Source organism: Flavobacterium sp. (assembly GCF_031363805.1).
GTDB lineage: Bacteria > Bacteroidota > Bacteroidia > Flavobacteriales > Flavobacteriaceae > Flavobacterium.
Window position 1 is genome coordinate 26,737 of sequence record NZ_JANLVD010000257.1, and the last position, 22,642, is coordinate 49,378.

At 32.0% G+C, this 22,642-nt stretch carries 22 protein-coding genes; 17 read left to right on the forward strand and 5 right to left on the reverse strand.

Translation table 11 applies throughout. The annotated features are described in order from the left end of the window. Window positions 1-49: 49 nt before the first annotated feature. Window positions 50-1,156, reverse strand: coding sequence for an endonuclease (locus tag RMN92_RS13350; RefSeq protein WP_309609930.1), 1,107 nt, complete (start codon window positions 1,154-1,156; stop codon window positions 50-52). Between the two features lie 11 nt (window positions 1,157-1,167). Beyond that, complete coding sequence (locus RMN92_RS13355; RefSeq protein WP_309609931.1) at window positions 1,168-2,382, reverse strand: methyltransferase domain-containing protein; 1,215 nt, start codon at window positions 2,380-2,382, stop codon at window positions 1,168-1,170. Window positions 2,383-2,661: 279 nt separating this feature from the next. Between RMN92_RS13355 and lpdA the strand changes: the two genes are divergently transcribed. The 4 genes from lpdA to RMN92_RS13375 all read left to right on the forward strand — a co-directional run bounded on the left by lpdA (window position 2,662) and on the right by RMN92_RS13375 (window position 5,757). Next, window positions 2,662-4,050: a dihydrolipoyl dehydrogenase gene (gene lpdA / locus RMN92_RS13360; protein WP_309609932.1), complete on the forward strand. Its 1,389-nt coding sequence runs from the start codon at window positions 2,662-2,664 to the stop codon at window positions 4,048-4,050. Between the two features lie 25 nt (window positions 4,051-4,075). Then, a complete protein-coding gene (locus RMN92_RS13365; RefSeq protein ID WP_309609933.1) occupies window positions 4,076-4,465 on the forward strand; it encodes a hypothetical protein in 390 nt (129 codons plus the stop codon). A gap of 100 nt (window positions 4,466-4,565) precedes the next feature. Continuing rightward, complete coding sequence (locus tag RMN92_RS13370; RefSeq protein WP_309609934.1) at window positions 4,566-5,150, forward strand: hypothetical protein; 585 nt, start codon at window positions 4,566-4,568, stop codon at window positions 5,148-5,150. A gap of 55 nt (window positions 5,151-5,205) precedes the next feature. Then, complete coding sequence (locus RMN92_RS13375) at window positions 5,206-5,757, forward strand: hypothetical protein (RefSeq protein ID WP_309609935.1); 552 nt, start codon at window positions 5,206-5,208, stop codon at window positions 5,755-5,757. 79 nt (window positions 5,758-5,836) lie between these two features. On the opposite strand, the gene RMN92_RS13380 is transcribed toward RMN92_RS13375, so the two are convergent. Genes RMN92_RS13380 through RMN92_RS13390 form a run of 3 tightly spaced genes read right to left on the reverse strand, consistent with a single transcriptional unit; the run spans window position 5,837 to window position 7,813 of the window. Further along, entirely contained in the window at window positions 5,837-6,115 is a 279-nt protein-coding gene (locus tag RMN92_RS13380; RefSeq protein WP_309609936.1) for a hypothetical protein, read from the reverse strand. Window position 6,116: 1 nt separating this feature from the next. Then, entirely contained in the window at window positions 6,117-6,359 is a 243-nt protein-coding gene (locus RMN92_RS13385; protein WP_309609937.1) for a hypothetical protein, read from the reverse strand. A 17-nt stretch (window positions 6,360-6,376) separates the two neighbouring features. Further along, a complete protein-coding gene (locus RMN92_RS13390; RefSeq protein ID WP_309609938.1) occupies window positions 6,377-7,813 on the reverse strand; it encodes an NADP-dependent isocitrate dehydrogenase in 1,437 nt (478 codons plus the stop codon). A gap of 92 nt (window positions 7,814-7,905) precedes the next feature. Between RMN92_RS13390 and RMN92_RS13395 the strand changes: the two genes are divergently transcribed. The 13 genes from RMN92_RS13395 (at window position 7,906) to RMN92_RS13455 (ending at window position 22,532) form a co-directional block, all read left to right on the forward strand. Further along, entirely contained in the window at window positions 7,906-8,829 is a 924-nt protein-coding gene (locus tag RMN92_RS13395) for a LysR family transcriptional regulator (RefSeq protein WP_309609939.1), read from the forward strand. Window positions 8,830-8,920: 91 nt separating this feature from the next. Beyond that, window positions 8,921-9,757, forward strand: coding sequence for a serine acetyltransferase (locus RMN92_RS13400; protein WP_309609940.1), 837 nt, complete (start codon window positions 8,921-8,923; stop codon window positions 9,755-9,757). Window positions 9,758-9,760: 3 nt separating this feature from the next. Further along, window positions 9,761-10,675, forward strand: coding sequence for a cysteine synthase A (gene cysK, locus RMN92_RS13405; protein ID WP_309609941.1), 915 nt, complete (start codon window positions 9,761-9,763; stop codon window positions 10,673-10,675). Window positions 10,676-10,860: 185 nt separating this feature from the next. Beyond that, window positions 10,861-13,536, forward strand: coding sequence for a T9SS type A sorting domain-containing protein (locus RMN92_RS13410; RefSeq protein ID WP_309609942.1), 2,676 nt, complete (start codon window positions 10,861-10,863; stop codon window positions 13,534-13,536). Between the two features lie 525 nt (window positions 13,537-14,061). Then, window positions 14,062-14,871 (forward strand): outer membrane beta-barrel protein, encoded by an 810-nt coding sequence (locus RMN92_RS13415; RefSeq protein WP_309609943.1) that lies wholly within the window; start codon window positions 14,062-14,064, stop codon window positions 14,869-14,871. 530 nt (window positions 14,872-15,401) lie between these two features. Beyond that, on the forward strand, window positions 15,402-16,865 hold the full coding sequence (locus tag RMN92_RS13420) for an OmpA family protein (protein WP_309609944.1): 1,464 nt from the start codon (window positions 15,402-15,404) through the stop codon (window positions 16,863-16,865). Window positions 16,866-17,036: 171 nt separating this feature from the next. Beyond that, window positions 17,037-18,092, forward strand: coding sequence for a pesticidal protein Cry7Aa (locus RMN92_RS13425; protein ID WP_309609945.1), 1,056 nt, complete (start codon window positions 17,037-17,039; stop codon window positions 18,090-18,092). Next, complete coding sequence (locus RMN92_RS13430) at window positions 18,082-20,469, forward strand: glycosyltransferase (protein WP_309609946.1); 2,388 nt, start codon at window positions 18,082-18,084, stop codon at window positions 20,467-20,469. Before RMN92_RS13425 ends, RMN92_RS13430 begins: the two co-directional genes overlap by 11 nt. Window positions 20,470-20,543: 74 nt before the next feature. Beyond that, window positions 20,544-20,684: a hypothetical protein gene (locus tag RMN92_RS13435; RefSeq protein ID WP_309609947.1), complete on the forward strand. Its 141-nt coding sequence runs from the start codon at window positions 20,544-20,546 to the stop codon at window positions 20,682-20,684. Between the two features lie 23 nt (window positions 20,685-20,707). Next, a complete protein-coding gene (locus RMN92_RS13440; protein WP_309609948.1) occupies window positions 20,708-21,208 on the forward strand; it encodes a response regulator in 501 nt (166 codons plus the stop codon). A 103-nt stretch (window positions 21,209-21,311) separates the two neighbouring features. Beyond that, window positions 21,312-21,521 (forward strand): BON domain-containing protein, encoded by a 210-nt coding sequence (locus RMN92_RS13445; protein WP_309609949.1) that lies wholly within the window; start codon window positions 21,312-21,314, stop codon window positions 21,519-21,521. A 167-nt stretch (window positions 21,522-21,688) separates the two neighbouring features. Further along, window positions 21,689-21,961, forward strand: a complete 273-nt coding sequence (locus RMN92_RS13450; RefSeq protein WP_309609950.1) for a DUF892 family protein — start codon at window positions 21,689-21,691, stop codon at window positions 21,959-21,961. Between the two features lie 97 nt (window positions 21,962-22,058). Continuing rightward, complete coding sequence (locus tag RMN92_RS13455) at window positions 22,059-22,532, forward strand: DNA starvation/stationary phase protection protein (RefSeq protein WP_309609951.1); 474 nt, start codon at window positions 22,059-22,061, stop codon at window positions 22,530-22,532. The last annotated feature ends 110 nt before the right edge of the window (window positions 22,533-22,642 follow it).

A 22,642-nucleotide genomic window follows, 5' to 3' on the forward strand; every position in this document is an offset into this window, starting at 1 on the left:
AATGTCCAAAACTACATATAAAAAAAGCGGCAAATTTGCCGCTTTTAAATTAGTTGATAACAATCTTTTTAACAATTGATTTATTTTCTGAACTTAGTTTGAGAAAATAAAATCCTTGTGGTAAATTTTCTAAAGTGTATTTATTTTGATTTCTAACTGGTTTAGAAATTTGCTGCATAATTTGACCGTTTATGTTTATAACTTGAATTTGGTCTAGCTCATTTTCGGTTTCAATATTTATTTTTTGATCTGAAGTTGGATTAGGATAAACATTGATATCTGCAATTAATTCGAAAGAATTAGTAGATAAAAATACTGATGGCCAACGATTTTCGGCAGCAGTTCCACCCCATATTATGGTTGCTAAATAAGGATTATCGATAAAAGGATTTCTATTTCCTTGTGCATAAGTCCCATTAGAATCATGATAAATATTTCTGTTATCTTCAAATTGAGAAACTGGGTCTTCTACATTCCATTGTAAAAAAAGGTTAAGCATATTTGTATCTGATATTGAAGAACTTCCAGTACCAACTCCAGTTGGTAAACATTGGTTGCCATATCTTAAGTACATATACATCATCATTCTAGCAATATCTCCTTTCCATTCATCTCCTGGATACCAGCCAGCAGCTACATCGCCAGAATTTCCTAAGCCTGCTGCAAATTTTTTATTTCCTCTTTGTGAATTCCATTGTACGTCAGCTGGACGTAAATGATGCGCATCTTCCCCAGCATCGCTACTAGAATTGTTTGCTGTCCCACCATCTAAAAGAACGGGTGTTCCTAGAGATTTTGCATAAACATGTTCTCTATTCCAATTGCCATTATTCCCGCCTTGAGACAATTTACTTCTTGTTCTATCATTTGTAACCAATGCATCGGTACCATTTTCGAAGCCATAAACCAAAATAACATTCGCGGAATTTAGAGGATCTAAATCCGTAATTTTAGATGCTTCCCAAACCCCTGGAGTATAAGAAAGTAAATTGGTATGTTTTGAAATTGTTATTGTAGATAGTGCATTTTTAAGAGGTGCTCCAGTTAAAGTCCAATCAAATCCTGAATAATAAGGAGTTGCAGGGTTCCCATTTTGTGCCAATGCAGTAATGGTAATAAAAAAAGTAGCAATTATTGAAATGTAATTTTTTTTCATTGTAATTTGTATTAAGTTTTTCTTTCTAATAAAGCCATGTAAAATCCGTCAAAACCCGATTCTGAGGCTAATATTTTTTTCTCGTCGACAAATGTAAAGCTTTTCCCTGTTTCTGTGGCTAAAAAATGTTTAATTTGTTCTTGATTTTCAGATGGTAATATGGAACAGGTAGCATATACAAGCTTTCCGCCGGGTTTTACTATTCTAGAATAGCTTTCTAAAACTTCGGCTTGCACTTTTTTAATATTGTCGATAAATTCTGGTTGGAGTTTCCATTTTGCATCTGGATTTCGTTTTAAAACGCCCAATCCGCTACAAGGAGCATCAATTAAAACTCGGTCTGCTTTTTCAGCCAGCTTTTTGATCACTTTGGTGGAATCTATAATTTTATATTCAATATTAAATGCACCATTTCGTTTGGCACGTAGTTTTAATTGTTTTAGTTTGCTTTCATACAAATCCATGGCAATTAATTGTCCTTTATTTTCCATTAATGAAGCCAAATGCAATGTTTTTCCGCCAGCACCAGCGCAAGTATCTACTACTCTCATGCCTGGTTTTACATCGAGAAAAGCAGCAACCAATTGAGAATTGGCATCTTGAACTTCAAATAAACCTTGTTTAAAAGCATCCGTTAAAAAAACATTGGCTCTTTCTTTGAGTACCAATGCCGATGGTTGATTTGGTAGGGTTTCGGTATCAATATTTAAGTCCATTAAAATAGCACGTAGTTTTTCACGTGTGGTATTTAATGTATTGGTTCTTAAAATGACTTTTGCGGGTTGATTTTGAGCTGAAATTTCAGTAGCCCAAACTTTTTCGCCCAATTCTTTCACGCCCAGTTCATCCATCCAATCTGGGATAGATTCTTTAATAGCTCTGGTTTTTGAAAGTTCGTCGAAACGACCTTTTATTTTGCGTTCAGGAGTTCCTTCAAGTTGTCTCCAATCTGGAATTGGATAACCACGTAGTACTGCCCAAACGGAAAACATGCGCCATAAATTATCACGGTCAAAAGGTTCTTTTACTTCGGCTACTTCGGCGTACAAACGTTTCCAACGCACAATTTCATATATAGTTTCGGCCACAAATTTTCGATCTGAACTGCCCCAACGTTTGTCTTTTTTTAAAGCTCTTGCCACAACCTTATCTGCATATTCGCCTTCGTTGAAAATGGCGTTCAAGGAATCGATTGTAGTGTAAACTAAATTTCTGTGTAATCTCATTTTTTGTAATTGAGGTGCAAAGGTACAATATAATAGTATAAAGTCATAAATTCTAAATATTGAAACTTTAATTCTATGTTGTTCCTAATACGGGTTTTGCGTTCCAGATGGAAGCGGCATCCTTTTGCTTTTTTTAGTCATTGCGAGGAACGAAGCAAACTAAAAGCAAAAGATATAGCGGACAGCTGGTTAAAACGCCATAAAAAAAAGAACGATTATTTTAGTTGTATTTATTATTTGCTTATTTTCGCTATCTCAAATATTAAGAAAAATAAAAAAATGAAATACGATATTATTGTTTTAGGAAGTGGTCCTGGCGGATATGTTACTGCAATTAGAGCATCGCAACTTGGTTTTAAAGTGGCAGTAATTGAGAAAGAAAGTTTAGGAGGTGTTTGTTTAAACTGGGGTTGTATTCCAACGAAAGCATTGTTGAAATCTGCTCAGGTTTTTGATTATTTGAAACATGCTTCGGATTATGGACTTGTCGTTCCTGCATTTGACAAAGATTTTTCTGCGGTTGTAAATAGGAGTAGAAATGTGGCTGGCGATATGAGCAAAGGAGTTCAGTTCCTAATGAAAAAAAATAAAATCGATGTAATTGAAGGTTTTGGAAAACTAAAACCTGGAAAAAAACTAGATGTTACTGATAAAGACGGAAAAGTTGTAGAATATATTGCGGATCATATTATAATTGCTACTGGAGCACGCTCTAGAGAATTGCCAAATTTGCCACAAGATGGAGCAAAAGTAATTGGTTATAGACAAGCAATGACGTTGCCAAAACAACCTAAAACTATGATTATTGTTGGGTCGGGAGCAATAGGAGTAGAGTTCGCGCATTTTTATAATGCCATGGGAACAGAAGTTACTCTTGTTGAATTTATGCCAAATATAGTTCCAGTGGAAGATGAAGATATTTCGAAACAAATGGAACGTTCGATGAAAAAAGCGGGTGTCAAAATTATGACATCATCATCTGTTGAAAAAATTGATACTTCTGGAAAAGGTGTAAAAGCAACTGTGAAAACTGCCAAAGGAGAAGAAATTTTGGAAGCCGATATTGTGCTTTCCGCAGTAGGAATAAAAACCAATATAGAAAATATTGGACTAGAAGAAGTTGGAATTAAAGTGGATAAAGATAAAATTTTGGTCAACGAATTTTCTAAAACCAATATCGATGGTTATTATGCGATTGGCGATGTAACACCAGGTCAAGCTTTGGCTCACGTTGCTTCTGCAGAAGGTATTAATTGTGTGGAGAAAATTGCAGGTTTGCATGTGGATCCAATTGATTATGGCAATGTTCCAGGTTGTACTTATGCCACACCAGAAATTGCATCGGTAGGTTTGACAGAAAAGCAAGCTATAGAAAAAGGATATGAAATTAAGGTTGGGAAATTTCCATTTTCGGCATCTGGAAAAGCAAAAGCTGCTGGAACACCAGAAGGTTTTGTAAAAGTTATTTTTGATGCCAAATATGGCGAATGGTTGGGATGCCATATGATTGGTGCTGGTGTTACCGATATGATTGCCGAAGCCGTTGTGGCCAGAAAATTGGAAACTACTGGTCATGAGATTTTAAAATCTATTCACCCGCATCCTACTATGAGCGAAGCAGTTATGGAAGCTGTTGCCGATGCTTATGGCGAAGTTATACATTTGTAAATTTAAACCCTAAATAACCTACAACATGAAAAAAAGTAATTTTTTTAAATCAGTATTCGTAATATTTTTATTTTTTATAACCTCTACAGAAATGTTTTCTCAAGGATCACCACCATGGGCAAAAGCACACGGTTATAGAGCAAAAACTAGGCATATATATTTTCCAGAACAGAATTTTTATTATGATGTTCAAAAACACAATTATATATATCTATCAAATAACAATTGGGAAGTTTCTGTTGCATTACCAAGTATTTTTGTAGGTATAAATTTAGGAAACGCAGCCCAAGTTGAATTGGATTTTTCTGGAAATAATCCATACAGATACAATGAAGTGCACATTGTAAAATATAAAAAAGAGAAAAAGTATAAAGAGTACAAGCACAAAAAAAATAAATCCAAACACGATCATTAAATTATTAATCCGTTTTGTGAAAGCAAAGCGGATTTTTTTTGTTCTATTGTAACTTTTTGTAAAACTATACGTATAATTAATAATTTAAAAATAAATTGAAATGAAAAAAATAGCGTTATTATTATTCGTGTTTTTTAGTCAATTAAACTTTGCTCAAACCGAAAGCGCAAAAATCCAAACAGATTTTGAGTCGATAATCGATTTTACCAGAAAAAACCAGATAAATAAAGTTATTGATATGACTTATCCTAGATTTGTAAAAGTATTTGGTAATGAAGGGTTAACTGGACTGGCAACAGGAATGCTTACTGGTATGGGAATAAAAACAATTTATGAAGAAAATCCTATTAATCTTAAAATTAGTAAAATTTCTAAACTGAAAGATGGATTTATCTGCATGGGAGAATACGATAATAGTATGATTTTAGAGTTTAAAGACGAAAAGATGACCGATTTTTTTGCCATGGGTAATTCTAAAGAACAAAAAATAGAAAAAATAAATTCTAAAAAGGTTAGAATGAAAGGTAAAGCTTATTTATTGGCCATTAACGATTCTTACACCAACAAAACATGGAAATATCTTAATTATACTTCCGAATTGGCAAATTCTCCCCAAGCATCCCAAATTGTATCAAAAGAAATTGTGTTAGAATCAGAAAAACTTAAAGAGAGTATAGGTAAATAAATCTTTTAACATTTAAATAAAAAACATTAATTTTACACTAACAAATTATATAAACATGAAAAAATCAATTATTGCAATTACATTATTAACTGGAATTTTAGTTTTAAATTCTTGTAAAGGAAAAGATCAAGAAACTACAACTTCAGAAACCGCAACTCCTGTTGAAGTAGTTCCTGCAACTACCGAAACTGCAGCTGCTTCGGAACCAAAATCGTATACTGTCAATGTAGCGCCAGGAACTCCAGAAACTATTTTACTAGGAAAAAACAAAGAAGCAAGTTTGAAAATTTTAAACTTGAAAGCAATTGATTTATCAGATCCTGATGGAAAATCTTTAGGAATTCAATTGTCTTACCAATTAGAATTAACAAATAAAAATCCAATTGGTGGTAGTTATGTTCAAATTGATCCATCAAAATTCAGACTGGAATTAGATAATGGAACAAAAATATCTCACGATGATTATAGTTCTGTATTGGCTGATGCAGAATCTACAAAAACAACCACAGAAGATTGTATATTTAAATTACCAGCAGGAACCAAACCAGTAGCTTTAAATTTGTTTTACGATGAAACTCGTGTAAGTGTAAAATTGGAAATGAAATAATATTTTTAAAATTTAATAAAAACCCGATTTGAAAATTTTCAAATGGGGTTTTTTGCAAAAAATAACCAAATAAATATTTTTATTTTTTTAAAATAATTTGAATATTTCCAACAATTTCAAAATGATATTTATTTTCAGATGCTTCTTTTATTAAATCCGATAATTCTTCGGAAGCATTTTTTAAATATTGAATCCTTAATTTTGAATGTTCAACATTTCCATCAGATCTTTCTTGTGCACTAAATAACTCCAAATTATGATAATTAATTTTACTATTCAGCAATGAAAATAAAACTTTTCCAGCTTCGCTTGGCTGAAAACTTCCTTCTATTAATTTAATATTTACTTGATTCTTCATTTCAATTATTTAAAAAAATTTCGCTTTCTAGATTGATAATTTGCTCGGTTGCAATATAATTTCTGGCTTCAAATAAATCTTTTTGCAAGTGTTTGATCTTTCTTTCTCGCATTTTAATATCTTCTTCACTACAAGTGTTTGTAATTCTACTTTCGTGAAATTTTATTTTTGCATTGATCATTTTAGAAATCAGTTCCAATGCATCTTGTGCAATAAATTGTCCATGTATAAGTTGTATTTTCATATTTTATTTTTATAAAATTATTGCCCTTGACCTAATGAAAATCCTGCTTTGCCATCAAAATTATACAAGTTCTCTGTTTTTATGGTATCAATGTTTTGGTCAATCGCGTCGTTTAAAATTGAGATAATATTATTTTTTTCAATTTCATTTCCAGTTGTCGGTTTAAATCTGCATCTCCAATGATCGGTACAAAACGTTTCTTCAAAACCATCTGGCCAAACTTTAATGCCGCGATTTGTAATCATTGTAAGTTTGATTTTTTCTGAGTTTAATTTTTGAATTTTAATTGCCAATTCATTAGGATCTGTTCCATTCCAATGAACAAAAACATCCACACCAACCAACTCTTTTTTCTTTGGTGCTTTTCTACTATATTTTGGCAAGTTTAAAGCGGCACCATTGGCGTAATTTACGGGTTGCAAAGTTCTTGGTTTATTTCCCAGATTTGCAATTACTGCATGTGCGAATTCTTTGGTTCCTACTTTTTGTGTACTCACTCCTTCTTTAAAAATATCGTATGTATGAATACCATCCTCAATAGTTTTTAACCATGCATTTTGAACTTTTTCTGCAGTTTCAGTTTGCCCAATATGGTTTAGCATCATAACTGCACCTTGCAAAAGTCCAGATGGATTGGCTAAATTCTGTCCTGCTCTTCTTGGTGCCGAACCATGAATGGCTTCAAACATGGCACATTCTTCGCCAATATTTGCCGATCCAGCCAATCCTACCGATCCAGCAATTTGTGCGGCAATATCTGAAAGTACATCGCCATATAAGTTTAAGGTTACAATTACATCAAAAACTTCTGGCGTGTCTGCCATTTTTGCAGCTCCAATATCAATAATCCAATGTTCATTTTCTATTTCCGGATATTCTGATGCAATTTCATCAAAAACTTGGTGAAATAAACCGTCGGATTGTTTCATAATATTGTCTTTGGTAAAACACGTGACTTTTTTTCTACCATATTGTTTGGCATACTCAAAAGCGTATCTAACAATTTTTTCGCAACCAGGACGACTTATAATTTTCAAACATTGTACCACTTCATCTGTTTGTTGGTGCTCAATTCCTGCGTACAAATCTTCTTCATTTTCACGAACAATTACAATATCCATTTTTGGATGTTTTGTTGCCACAAACGGATGCAAACTCATACACGGACGAACATTCGAATACAATCCAAGAAATTTTCGGGTAGTGACATTCAAACTTTTATAACCGCCACCTTGAGGGGTTGTGATGGGTGCTTTCAAGAAAATTTTATTCTTGCGAATAACATCCCAAGATTCATTTGCAATTCCAGAAGTATTTCCAGAAAGATAAACTTGTTCGCCTACCTGAATTTCGTCAATTTCAATTTTTGCGCCTGCGGCTTTAATAATTTCTAAAGTAGCATCCATAATTTCTGGACCAATTCCGTCTCCTTTTGCAACTGTTATTCTTGTCATTTTTTTGTTTTTATGATTTGATGGTGCAAAACTAATTCCAATAATTCATAAATTTTTATTTATATTTGTAATGATATACATAAAAATATTTTATGAACTATACTTTACATCAATTGCATGTTTTTCTAAAAGTAACACAGTTAGAAAGTATTACAAAGGCCGCAGAAGAGCTTTTTTTAACCCAACCAGCGGTTTCTATTCAATTAAAAAATTTTCAAGATCAATTTGAAATTCCGCTCACAGAAATTATTGGAAGACAGCTTTATGTAACAGATTTTGGAAAAGAAATTGCCCTAGCAGCAGAAAATATCTTGAATGAAGTTTATGCCATAAATTATAAAACTTTGGCTTACAAAGGTCAACTTTCAGGAAGATTAAAAATATCGATAGTATCCACAGCAAAGTATATAATGCCTTATTTCTTGACAGATTTTCTAAAAAATAATAGCGATATCGAATTAATTTTAGATGTAACCAATAAATCTAAAGTATTGGAAAGTTTAGAAAAAAATGAAGTAGATTTTTCATTGGTTTCCGTTTTGCCAGAGAACTTGATGGTGGACAGAGTCGAATTGATGCAGAATAAATTGTTTCTGGTTGGAAATAATTTAGAAAAATTCAATAAGAAAAAATACAACAAAACAATTTTTGAAAATTTACCTTTAATATATCGAGAAAAAGGTTCTGGTACAAGATTGGTCATGGAAAAATTTATTGAACAAAACAATTTGCCTGTTCATAAAAAAATGGAATTAACGACCAACGAAGCGGTTAAACAAGCTGTAATTGCTGGGTTAGGTTATTCAATTATGCCTTTAATCGGTATAAAAAACGAATTAAATAGTGGACTTTTACAAATAATTCCTGTATATGGTTTTCCAATTATATCAACTTGGCATTTGATTTGGCATAAAAACAAAAAATTTTCTCCTGTTGCTAAGTCTTTTTTAAATTATATCCAAAATGAGAAAAATAATATCATTAAAGAAAAATTTGATTGGATAAAAGGATACTGAATTATTTTTAACAATTATTTATAAAAAAATCCTTCATTAAATCCAGAATTGGTTATTACATTTGTATATACATCTATTAATATTTTCACAGATGATTCAAAAAAATAATTCTTTCTTCGAAACTTTAAACAAAATTCAAAGTGAAAATTGGGTAAGATCTATTAATTCCTCCAAAATTATTAATTGGATTGATGATTTATTTTTAATTCTTTTTCCTGAAAAAACATTAAATTCAGAAACTATTGAGAATCTCTGGAATATAAATAAATCAAATCTAATTGCTTTCTTGTTAGATATTGAAAAAGATAAATCCAAGATTCAAATAACTGAAATAGCAGATCAACTTTACAATTTAATTCCAGAGTTATATTATAATCTTCAAAAAGATGCAAAAGCATTGTTGGATACAGACCCAGCAGCCAATTGCATTCAAGAAATTATTAATTCATATCCTGGTTTTACGGCCATTGCAATATACAGAATTGCCAACGCAATTTCAAAACTTCATGTGGTCATGGTTCCTAGAATTTTAACCGAATATGCACACAGCAAAACAGGTATAGATATTCATCCAAAAGCTACTATTGGTGTGCCTTTTGTAATTGACCACGGAACAGGAATTGTAATTGGAGAAACTACTATTATTGGAAAAAATGTTTGTATATATCAAGGTGTAACTTTGGGTGCGATGCAAGTCGAAAAATCGATGGAAGAAAAAAAACGCCATCCAACTGTGGAGGATAATGTTGTTATTTATGCCAATGCAACCATTTTGGGCGGAAGTACTATTATTGGAAATCACAGCATCATTGGAGGAAATACTTTTGTCACCAAAAGTGTAAATCCATATTCATTTGTCATGCAAGCTTCAAAAAATACAGTTTTAAATCAAATAGAAATCAATAATATTAACTCGTTTAACATTTAACTTATGAAATTCAACAACATACTAGAAACTATTGGCAATACGCCACATGTGAAAATTAATAAACTCTTTGGCGACAATCATTCTGTATATATTAAGTTAGAAAGAGCCAATCCTGGCGCAAGTATCAAAGATAGAATTGCGTTATCTATGATAGAAGATGCGGAACAACAAGGGATTTTAAAACAAGGAAGTACTATTATTGAAGCCACTTCTGGAAATACTGGAATTGGTTTGGCTATGGTTGCTGCTGTAAAAGGATATAAACTAATTTTGGTAATGCCAGAATCTATGTCAGTAGAGCGCCGACGTTTAATGAGTATTTATGGAGCAGAATTTGTACTCACACCTCGCGAAAAAGGAATGAAAGGTGCTATTGAAAAAGCCGCTGAGTTAATCCAAGAAATACCAAATTCATGGGCACCACTACAATTTGAAAACCCGTCTAATATCGAAATTCATAAAAAAACGACAGCACAAGAAATTATCAATGCATTTCCTGACGGATTGGATTATTTGATAACTGGTGTTGGAACAGGTGGACACATTACAGGTTGTGCAGAAATTTTGAAAAGACATTATCCAAACTTACAAGTGTATGCTGTAGAACCAGAAGCTTCTCCGGTTATAAGTGGTGGCGCGCCATCTCCACATCCTATTCAAGGTATTGGAGCAGGCTTTATTCCTGTAAATTTGCATAAAGATTTATTGGATGGTGTAATACAAGTGAGCAAAGATGATGCTTTTGCCTACACTCAAAGAGCAGCAAAGGAAGAAGGAATGCTTATTGGAATATCATCTGGAGCATCTCTAGCAGCAGTTGCCAAAAAATTGTCTGAAATACCAGAAAATTCAAAAGTACTTACTTTTTGTTATGACACTGGCGAAAGGTATTTAAGTATTGAAGGTTTGTTTGTTTAAACATCTGACATTATTCCTCAAAAATTCATAATTAATTCAAATCCCAAACAAAAATTTTATTGTTTGGGATTTTTTCTTACAATAGTTTTGTATATTTACATAATAACCTAGAATTCATAATGTTATAAAATTTCATAAAACTCCCTATTTTATTATTTAAACAAACAACTAAAAAAGGAAATAGAATGAAAAAAATTATTATTGCTAGTATTTTATGCTTGTCACAACTATTGAATGCACAAGTAAATTGGAAAAATGTTTCGACTCTCGGAATGGGTTATGTGGATGGATTGTCTATAAATCCGATAAATAATGCAAAATATATTCGAACCGATGTTGGTGGAATTTTTAGGTTTGATGATGTAAATCAAAAGTGGATTAATCTTTTTGATAATCTAATAACCATCAATCAAAGAGATATTTCGAGTGTAGAAAGTTTTGCAATTGACAAAACAACTTGGGGAAACAACCAAGTTATTTATGCACTTTCTGGTAATTATGGGTACAAATCGTATCTTTTAAAATCAGTAAACAATGGTCAAAGTTGGACAATCAACCAAGATTGGGACGAAAACAGAAAAGTATTGGGCAATGGTGCTTGGCGTTGTTCTGGCGAAAAATTGGCTATCGATCCAAACAATAGCAACGTAGTTTATTGTGGCACTAGATTCGATGGATTATTTAAAACCACAAATGCGGCAACCAATTGGAACAAAGTAACTTCGTTTACACAAACTGGTGGAAATGGTGGACTACCATTAAATGGAACTCCTGAAAATGGCGGCATTAGTTTCGTAGTTTTCGATGCAAGTAGTAAAATTACAATCAATTCGCAAACGGTTTCTAAAAATATTTATATTGGTTTAATCGACCAAGGTATTTATCGAAGCAACGATGGTGGCGTGTCTTGGTGTTTTTTATCTAACGGTTTCAATATTAATGTATACAATCCAGTTCGTGCAACATTTGAAAACAATCGTTTAATTATAGCATTAATTGCTGATAATGATGATTTTATCGGAGAAGTTTGGGAGTTTATTCCAAATTCTACAAATTGTTCAGGTACTTACACTAACAAAACGCCAGGTTTGGCAAATAATTTCAATTGTCCATTTTACAGCAAATACAGATTCAATGCTATTGGCATCCGGCCAGGTTTTCCAAACACAGTTTACGTTGCAGTTCGTGGAACTACGCCTATAAAAATATTTTATACAGAAAATTTCGAATCCACTTCACCGAACTGGAGAATTTTAACAACGGAACCCATTTCTGGTTACCAAAGTTGTATCCCTAATTACAAACAATCAATTTATACAGCACCAAATAGTTGGATAAATACTGATGGTTATGATTGGGTTGGCGATATTTCATTTGATGCAATAGACAATAAAAAAATATGGATTACAAGCGGAAATGGCATATTAAAAGTTGAAGATATTACAGCAAATCCTGTAATTATTACGGGAAACAATGTAATGAAAGATTTAGAAATTTTATGTGTCAATTCCATGATTTCGCCACCATTGCCCAATACAACTCCTTTGTTTACTAGCGTTATGGATGTTATGGCATTAAAATATCAAAATTTAGACAATGCAGGTTTTAGTAAAGTAGATGCATCATTAGGATTTGGAGCTTCGGTAAGTTTAGAATATAGTTTTCAAAATCCAAATACAATGGCAATCATTGGTCAAAATAATGATAATCCTGTAAACGAAAAAAGAATCATAAAAACCAATGATGGTGGCGCAAACTGGCAAAATATAAATACACAATTTGAAGATTGTTCGAATGCACCTTGGGGCGGAAACATTGCTATTTCTGCAACAAATATTAATAATATGGTTTGGGTTCCAAATTTTACCAGTAGTTTGCCAAATTGTGCAACACCCATAAAAAATCAACCAAGATTTACAACCAACGGTGGTAATTCTTGGAATTATTGCAATGATATAAATTACAGCGAAGGCAATTTTCCGTTTACACTCAATTCATCTTATTCAATAGGAAAATCACTTGAAAGTGATAAAGTTAATGGCAATAAATTTTACTATTACTATAATAGAAGAGTTCCAATTTCTGGAACACCAAATTTTAATTTTATTGTAGAATTAAGACAATCCACAAATGGCGGACAAGATTGGCAAATTATGAGTACAGGTTCATTGCCAATTTCAGGAAATGCACAATTAAAAGCCAACCCGTTTCTGGAAGGCGATATTTGGTTTGTACCATTTAATAATTTTATTTTGCAAAACGATACCAATCCTGAATCTCGAAAATTATTTCATTCTACAGATGGTGGAGCAACTTTCAATTCTTTAACTTCAATTCAAGAAGTGTATGCTTTTGGATTTGGTATGAAAAAACCAGGCACCAATGTGGCGTCTTTACTTGTATATGGAAAAATAGGAAGTTTAGAAAGCATTTTTGTTTCCTATGATCTAGGTTTAACTTTTACTGATTTGGGAACTGTAAATATCCCAGAAGGAATTGTTGGCAATATAGAAGGCGACATGAAAGTTCAAAACAGAATTTATGTTTCTACAGGTTGTCGTGGCGCTTGGTATGGCGATGTGAATACGAGTTTATCAACTACTCAGGTTCAAAACGATTCGAATAGATTATTTATCTATCCAAATCCTGCAGAAAAATCCTTTTCTGTAAAATTACTACCGTTTATAGGTACAAAAAAAGTTAAAATCGAAATATTTGATACTTTAGGAAGAAAAGTTAAAGAAGTTATTCTAGAAAATAATTCTGATATGATAAATGTTAACGATTTGAAAATAGGAACTTACATTGTTCAAACTAACTTTAAAGAAACCAAATATTCAAGTAAATTAATAATAGAATAAATTCTTAAAATAAAATTTAAAAGTCCCAATCAATAATTTTGATGAGGATTTTTTTGTAAACAATAGGAAGACATTACTCCATTGGGTTCAATTAATTAAATTAAGTGAAAAATCAATTTTTTATTTAAAATTTAATTCATTAGAATCAAAGTATCTGTCCTAGCATAGCTTTTGCAAACGAAGGATGTTAAAGACCCAATTAAAAGACACTTTACTTCATTCATCAGCAAAAGCTAAGCTCAGTGTGACAAAACTGTAAAAATTAGATATAAAAATAATTATACCCAATGGATTAAAGATATTTTATGCAAAATTGTAAATTATTAAATTATCATTTTTTTTGGATTTATAATTCATTAATAAACCAATTACACGCTAGTTTAATACGTATTTTTTAAAATAATATTAATAATGAAACACTTACCTCAAAACTTGATTATGAACTGTTAATTTTAACATTTTTTTTAGTTTAACTTATCGAACTATGTTTATTTTTGCAATATATTTTAACAAATAAAATCAAAGATGAAAAAATTATTTACAGTTGCTGCGATTTCAATTTTCGCAATTTCAACTTACGCACAGGATGATAAAGTAGGTGGTTACAAGCCTTGCGAAGGTTCGGTTACTACAGAAGTAGGTTTAACAGGTGGTTTAAACAATTCTGGTTACGATCTTAACAACGGTACATTAGGTGCTGCTCCAATGTTAAGATTCAGGTACTTCATAAAAGAAGATTTAGGATTAAGAATAGGTTTTTCTGCATTCAGAAATGCTAGTGAAGGTACGCCAACATTTACAACTGTTACAGCTCCTACACCTACACCACCTACACCTAATCCAACTTCAACAACCTCATTCATCAGACAATCATCTTTTGATGTGAATATTGGTGTTGAGAAACATTTTGCAGGTACAGACAGATTGTCAACTTATGCAGGTGCAGATTTAGTTTTTGGAACTTCGGGTAACAATGAAGAAGAAACTGACAATCCATCTGGGGATTATACAAAATTAAAAAATGCAAATAGACCTTTTTCAGCAGCAACAGTTGGACCACCTGCAACACCAGAAATACCTGCTCGTTTTGCTGAAACTTATTTTGGTGTTCGTTTAATAACTGGGGCTGATTACTATATTGCTAAAAAATTATACTTAGGAGTAGAAGTTGGATTGGCTTTCTTATCTACAACTCAAAAGGATACTGTTTTAAGCTCTCAAACTACAACAGGTAGTGTTGTAAGTACAAGTGAAACTACAATTTCTCCAGACAATAGTGGATTTGAATTTTCTCCAAGATTATCAGGTGGTGTTAGATTGGGTTACCAATTCTAGTATTCATTTTTATTATACCCAAAACCCGTTTCAGTAATTGAAACGGGTTTTTTGTTTTATTATTACCTAGTAAATACTCAGCATCACACTCAATGTTATTAAGTTAAAGCTATATTGTCTATGAATTTGTCATTTCGAGGAACGAGGAATCTCACCAGCTGCTACATTCGTTGGTCAAGATATGAGATTCCTCGTTACTCGAAATGACAAAAAAAGCATCACACTTTTATACTCAGGTTGCTTAGTTTGATACTCTAGCATCCCACTTTCGTACTCAGGATACTTATTTTTATACTCAGGCATCCTATTTTTTTACTCAAACTATTTACTTTTATACTCTGCCTCACTACTTTGCTTCTCTAACAGCCTACCTGTATACTCTGGCAACCTACTTTATATCTCAACACAATTACCCACAACTCACAATCCATCACCAAAAATGTGAATCTCGCAAAAAAATCTAAAAGTTATGTAACAAACATCATCTGTTATTGTATGAAATTTGTACCAACAATAAAATATTAAAACAAATGAAAAAATTATTATTTCTATGTATATGTATCGGGTTTACATTTACATCAAGATCACAAACAGAAGAAAAAAAATGGAATATAGGTGTTCATGGTGGTGTAACACAATATCATGGTGACCTAGGTAGAAGTTTCTACAAAACAGACCAAGCATTTTACGGCTTCGGCGGATTATCAGTATCTAGATATTTGGGGAAACTTTTCGATGCTAACTTATTATTATCTAAAGGTACAATTGGTTACGATGGTAGCAATGGTACAAATGGCGGTTTCAAAAGCGACTTTAATGCTGCATCTTTAAATTTAAGATTTAACATTACTGCGCCAGAATACATAATAAGACCTTACGTTTTCGCTGGAGTTGGTGCTATCCTTTTTGATAATGATGTAAATTTTCATCAAGAAAAAATTGATTATATGTTGCCAACTGCGGGTGCTGGTATCAATTTTAGATTATCACCATGGGTGATGTTAAACCTACAAGAAACTTTTTCTTTTGCAAACAAAGATAGAAGAGATGGTGTGGTAGATGGTGAAAAAGATTCATACTTATCACACATGGCTGGTTTAACTTTCAATTTAGGAAGCAAAAAAGATGCTGATTTAGATGGTGTTTCCGATAAAAACGATGAATGTGCAGACACGCCAAGTGGTGTTGCTGTAGATAAAAAAGGTTGCCCAGTTGATAAAGATGCCGATGGTGTAGCAGATTATTTGGATACCTGTCCTGATGTTGCTGGAACCAAAGCTTTGAGTGGCTGTCCTGATAAAGATGGCGATGGTGTTGCTGATAAAACTGATCGTTGTCCTGATGTAGCTGGAACTGCAGCTTTAAAAGGTTGTCCAGATGCAGATAGAGACGGTGTAGCGGATTTAGATGATAAATGTCCGAATTCAAAAACTGGTGCTCGAGTGGATGCGAAAGGTTGTCCAACAGATTCAGATAAAGATGGTGTAATGGACGATGAAGATAATTGCCCAGATGTAGCTGGTGTAGTAGGTTTGAAAGGTTGTCCAGATGCTGACGCCGATGGTGTAGCAGATAACGAAGACAGATGTCCAAATGTAAAAGGAAATATATCAAACAAAGGTTGTCCAGAAATTGCTAAAGAAGATGTGAAAAGAATCACCTTTATTGGAAGTAAACTTTTCTTTGAAAGCAATAGCAATAAATTGAAAGTAGCTTCACTATCTCAATTGGATGAATTGGCTAAAATATTGTATAAATATGATGGCGCAAATCTAGTAATTGAAGGTCATACAGATAGTCAAGGAGAAGAAAATTTCAACATGGATCTATCTCAAAAAAGAACGGAATCTGTAGTTGAATACTTAATTGGAAAAGGAGTTTCAAAATCAAGGTTAACAGGAATAGGTTATGGAGAATCAAAACCCGTAGCAAGTAATAAAACAACACTCGGACGTGCAAAAAACAGAAGAGTAGAGTTGAAAACAAATTATTAATAAAATTAAGGTTAGTTAGTTTAGTTTTGTTTTTTGTTAGAGAGGGCTGTTTGTTTTATACAACAGCTCTCTTTTTTTATATGTGAATCATATAACTTATACGAAAAGTTATATAACTGTATTACAGTCAATAAACTGACCTTTATGATTCAATAATATAAATAAAACGCTATGTTAGAATCAAAACTCGAAGTAAAAAAAGAAGGTATAATTCTGCAAAAATCTGGTCTTGGTTTCGAGGTTGAGGGTGTTTTGAACCCTGGCGTGATTCACTACGGCGATTTTATTCATATTTTTTATAGAGCAGTTGGAAAAGGCAATTATTCGACCATTGGATATTGCAAAATGAAAACTCCTTTTGAAGTGGCAGAAAGATTTGATATTCCTGTTATTTTTCCTCAATTTGAATATGAAGTTCATGGTGTAGAAGATCCTCGAATTGTAAAAATTGATGATTTATTTTATATTTCATATTGCGCATACGATGGTGTAAATGCATTGGGCGCTTTGGCTACTTCTACAGACTTAATTCACTGGGAAAAAAAAGGCATAATTGTGCCTCAAATTGGATATGACGAATTTGCTAGATTGGCTCAAATTAAAGGCAAAATCAACGAAAAGTATTTGCGCTACAACGAACACGAAAAAATAAAAGAGAAAAAAGGTAAAAAAGTTTTAGTGTGGGATAAAAATGTGGTTTTCTTTCCAAGAAAGATACATGGCAAATTTCATTTTTTGCATCGCATAAAGCCGGATATTCAAATAGTAGCTGTTAAAGATTTGGAAGAGCTAACACCAGAATTTTGGCAAAACTATTTTTTGCATTTAAAAGAGTATATCGTGCTTTCTCCAAAACACAAACATGAGGTCAGTTACATTGGTGGTGGTTGTCCGCCTATTGAAACAAGTGTGGGTTGGTTAATTATTTATCATGGTGTTTACGATACTGTCAAAGGATATGTTTATTGTGCATGTGCAGCACTTTTGGATATCAATAATCCTCAAAAATTAATTTCTAGATTGCCTTATGCTTTGTTCAAACCCGATCATGAGTGGGAATTAACTGGTGAAGTAAACAATGTTTGTTTTCCAACGGGCGCTATCGTTATCGAAGATACATTGTATATATATTATGGCGCTGCCGATGAACAAATTGCTTGTGCTACCGTAAAATTATCTGAATTACTAAACGAATTAATATCAAATACCACACATCATGATAAATAAAATTGCCTATAAAAGAAGAAACACTTCAAGTGTTGAAAACCAAATTAAAGTTATTTCTTTAAATAAAAAAAATGGTTTTGAAAGCAGTCGAAAAACTACTGAAATTCTATTTATGACCTCTTTTCCACCAAGGGAATGTGGTATTGCAACTTATTCACAGGACTTAATTTTGGCTATAAATAACAAGTTTAAAAAATCATTCGATTTAAAAATTTGTGCCTTGGAATTGGAAAATGAAATCCATGTTTATCCAGAAAACATTGAATATACATTGACAACAGATGATTCTAATTCTTATATTGAATTATTGGAAAATGTGAACAACAATGCAAACATTCAAATGGTATTGATTCAACATGAATTCGGTTTTTTTAGAAATAACGAAAAAGATTTCCATCAATTTCTACAAAATTTAAACAAACCATTTGCGATAGTTTTTCACACAGTGTTGCCCAATCCAAATGAGATTTTAAAATTAAATGTCCAACAAATTGCAGGACTTGCAAACAAAGTTGTGGTTATGACAAATTCATCAGAAAAAATATTAATTGATAATTATGGCATTATGGAAGATAAAATTACTGTAATTCCTCACGGAACTCATTTAGTAGAGCATACTAACAAAGACGTTCTGAAAGAAAAATATAATTTATCAGGAAAAAAAGTATTGGCTACTTTTGGACTTCTAAGTTCTGGAAAGTCTATTGAAACAACTATAAATGCTTTAAGAAGTATTGTGAAAGTTAATCCAGAAACTATCTTCTTAATTATTGGAAAAACGCATCCTAATGTAGCGAGAGAAGAAGGTGAAAAATATAGAGAAACACTTCAAAATAAAATTAAAGCGTTGCAACTTCAAAACAATGTTCGGTTTGTAAACGAATATTTGAAATTGGAAAGTTTGTTGGAATATTTGCAATTGACCGATGTTTATTTGTTTACCTCCAAAGATCCGAACCAAGCCGTGAGTGGCACATTTTCTTACGCTATGAGTTCTGGTTGTCCAATAATATCAACACCGATTCCTCATGCATGCGAAGTTTTGAAAGATGATACAGGCATTATTATCGATTTTGGAAACTCATCACAATTAAGCGAAGCGGTCATTAAACTCCTAAATGATGAAGCACTTCGTAATCTAATTAGTGCCAACGGATTGCACAGATTGGCGCCTTCTGCTTGGGAAAATTCTGCTATTGCACATGCAAGACTATTTGAAGAAATAACAGAAAATAAATTGTCATTGAAATATAAAGTGCCAAAAATTAATTTGAACCATGTCAAAAATTTAACCACCAATTTTGCTATGATTCAATTTTCTAAAATCAACCAACCAGATATTGATACTGGTTATACTTTAGACGATAATGCCAGAGCATTGGTGGCTATGTGTCAGCATTTTGAATTGTACCAAAACCAAGACGATGTTCAGTACATTACCAAATATTATAATTTTATAAATTTCTGTTTGCAACCTGAGGGTCATTTTTTAAACTATGTAGATGTCAATAAAAAATTCACTAAACAAAATAGCGAAAATTTGGCCGATTCAAACGGAAGAGCCATTTGGGCATTGGGTTATTTAATTTCGATAAGCCATTTGTTGCCAGAAACTTTAAAAGTTAAAGTAGAAAAAACTATGCATATTGCACTTTCCAATGTGCACAAAATTCATTCTACAAGAGCTATGGCTTTTATAATTAAAGGTGTGTATTATAGCAATTTGCAAACTAAATCGCTTCAAAATTTATCGTTAATTAAGCATTTGTCAGACCGTTTGGTTCAAATGTACAAACACGAATCGAAACCAGATTGGCAGTGGTTTGAAAGCTATTTGACTTATGGAAATAGCATTTTACCAGAAGCCATGCTTTGTGCACATTTGGCAACAGGAGAAACTGTTTATAAAGAAATTGCCAAAACATCCTTCGACTTTTTACTATCGAAAATATTTGTAGATGATAGTATTAAAGTTATTTCAAACAAAGGTTGGTTAAAAATTAACGAAAAAATTGATGAGAAAAAATTGGGTGGCGAACAACCCATTGATGTTGCGTACACCATTTTGGCTTTAAATAAATTTTATAACTTTTTTGAAGATGAAAATTATTTTAAAAAATCTGAAATTGCTTTTTCATGGTTTTTGGGCAACAATCATTTGAATCAAATTATTTATAATCCTTGTACTGGCGGATGCTACGATGGTTTGGAAGATACTTATGTGAATTTAAATCAGGGAGCAGAATCCACAGTGAGTTATTTAATGGCAAGATTAACGGTTGAGAAGAATAGTCAAAACATTAGTTCTAGCCAAACAAACTTAAATCCTTTTTTATCTATCAGTCAAATGCAGAATCAAAGAGTGCAAATACAATAATTATAAAATCGCCATAATTCAATATTGAAGAGTGGCGATATCATATCTTTTCAACAAATTAATACCAATTTTAAATGAAACCTCCAAAAGTACAAATCATAACCCCAAAAAAAAGCGATGCCAAAAAAGCAGCGGCTTTAAGTTCGAAATCTAAAAATACACCAAGAACCATCAAAAAGAAATTGAATGAATTTGGCGATTCAGACGCTTTATAATCTAAAAACAAAAAATAAAATAAATGACTCATATTATACAAAACTTATACATACTAGAAGACGATGTTTTTACATCCAACCAAATTGCGGATTTTCTGGAGAATAAATTTCCAAATTCGCTAAAAATAACAACATTTACAGATGCTCAGGCGATGTTGAAAAGTATAGATTACAATACCGCCATTGTAATTATCGATTATGATTTGAAAGGAGAAAAAGCAAATATATTATTGTCTGATATTAAAAAAATAAGTTCCAAAACAGAAGTCATTATTTTATCTTCTAAAGAAGATATTGCAGAAGCAATTGCTGCTTTGAGAAGTGGTGCAAAAAAATATGTGATCAAGGGCGAAAATTCTCAAAGAGAAGTATTTTCGTTAGTATATAGAATATTGAATTATCCTGTTAGAATATTAGTAGAACGATTTAAAATCAGCAAAATTTTAGCCATTTTTATTTCGTATTTTATTATAATTGGTATCGTAGTTTACATTGGAATGCGTTTTTTAAAACCTAATTTCTAAGGTTAAAAATACTGTAAATTTTATAAACCTATTGCATATTTATGTAACAGTTTTATTATTTAATATAATCAACTTTACTTTTCAATAAATAAACAAAACGATCATGAATGAGAATGGAATTTTGCAAGAAAAAATTGAAAATACAATAGACTCAAATTTTAGCAATATCAAAATTGATGTTTCAGGATGTAGCGTAACTATCAAAGGCACAGTAAATTCGTTCGAAGAAAAAACCCAAATCGAAAACATCACCTGGAACACATTTGGGGTAGAATTTGTAAATAACGAGCTAGATATAGCTTACAGATTTTAGCTATTATTGAAACCTGAAAAGCTTAGCTATTAATTTGAAGCTATTAATATTTAATTGTAAAATAATTAATTAGCAAATTTGGAGGCAAACAATTTCATGCATCAAAAAACCGAATTTTAATAAAAAATAAATAACAATCATTGATATAAACTTTATTTCAAACCAAAATGATAACAACCAAAAACAACCAACCAAATCAAAATAAAACCGATAATTCGTTTCAAAAGCATATTGAATCAAAAAATTGCAATGCATTTCTAGATGAGCTTATTGATATTTACAATTCTGAAAAAAATTTGAATGTCACTCTGCCAGAAATGATAAAAAATGCGCATGATACAGAAACTGAAAAAGCATTAACAACACATTTAAAGTTCACACAAGAACATATAAAAAGACTTGAGGATTTTTTTGTATCTATAAATCAACCGGTTAATTAGGATTACGAATTAAAAATTACGAATTACGAATTAAAAATTACGAATTAAAAATTAAAAACAAATAACAAATAACCAATAACCAATAAAAAATAAAAATATGACACCAAAAATTGGCATTACAGAAGCACATCTAAAAAGCAGTATCGATTTATTATCGGTAGTATTATCTGACGAAATGATATTGTACATCAAATACAGAAAATTCCATTGGAACGTATCGGGCGAGAGTTTTATGGAATTGCACAAACTGTTTGAGGATCACTACAACCAGTTAGAAAAAGTAATCGATGAGGTTGCAGAGCGCATTAGTAAACTAGGTGGAAAAACTATTGGAACTACAGTAGAGTTTGCAAAACATTCACGTCTAAAAGAAACCCCAAATAAATATCCGAACCAAAAAGATATGATGAGCGAGTTGCTCGCAGACAACGAAACCCTAATTGCAGAAATCCGAAAAGATATTGACACTTGCGCAGATGACAATCATGATGCGGGAACAGCAGATTTGCTTACCAGAATTCTGCAACAACATGAAACCATGGCTTGGATTTTGAGAAGATATTTGAGTTAAAAAATTCAACACAAATTGCACAAATTTTCACCAATATATTATTTTTATAATATTTAATAGAGTTAACAAATTAGTGACAATTAGTGACAATTAGTGAAATTTGTGTAAAA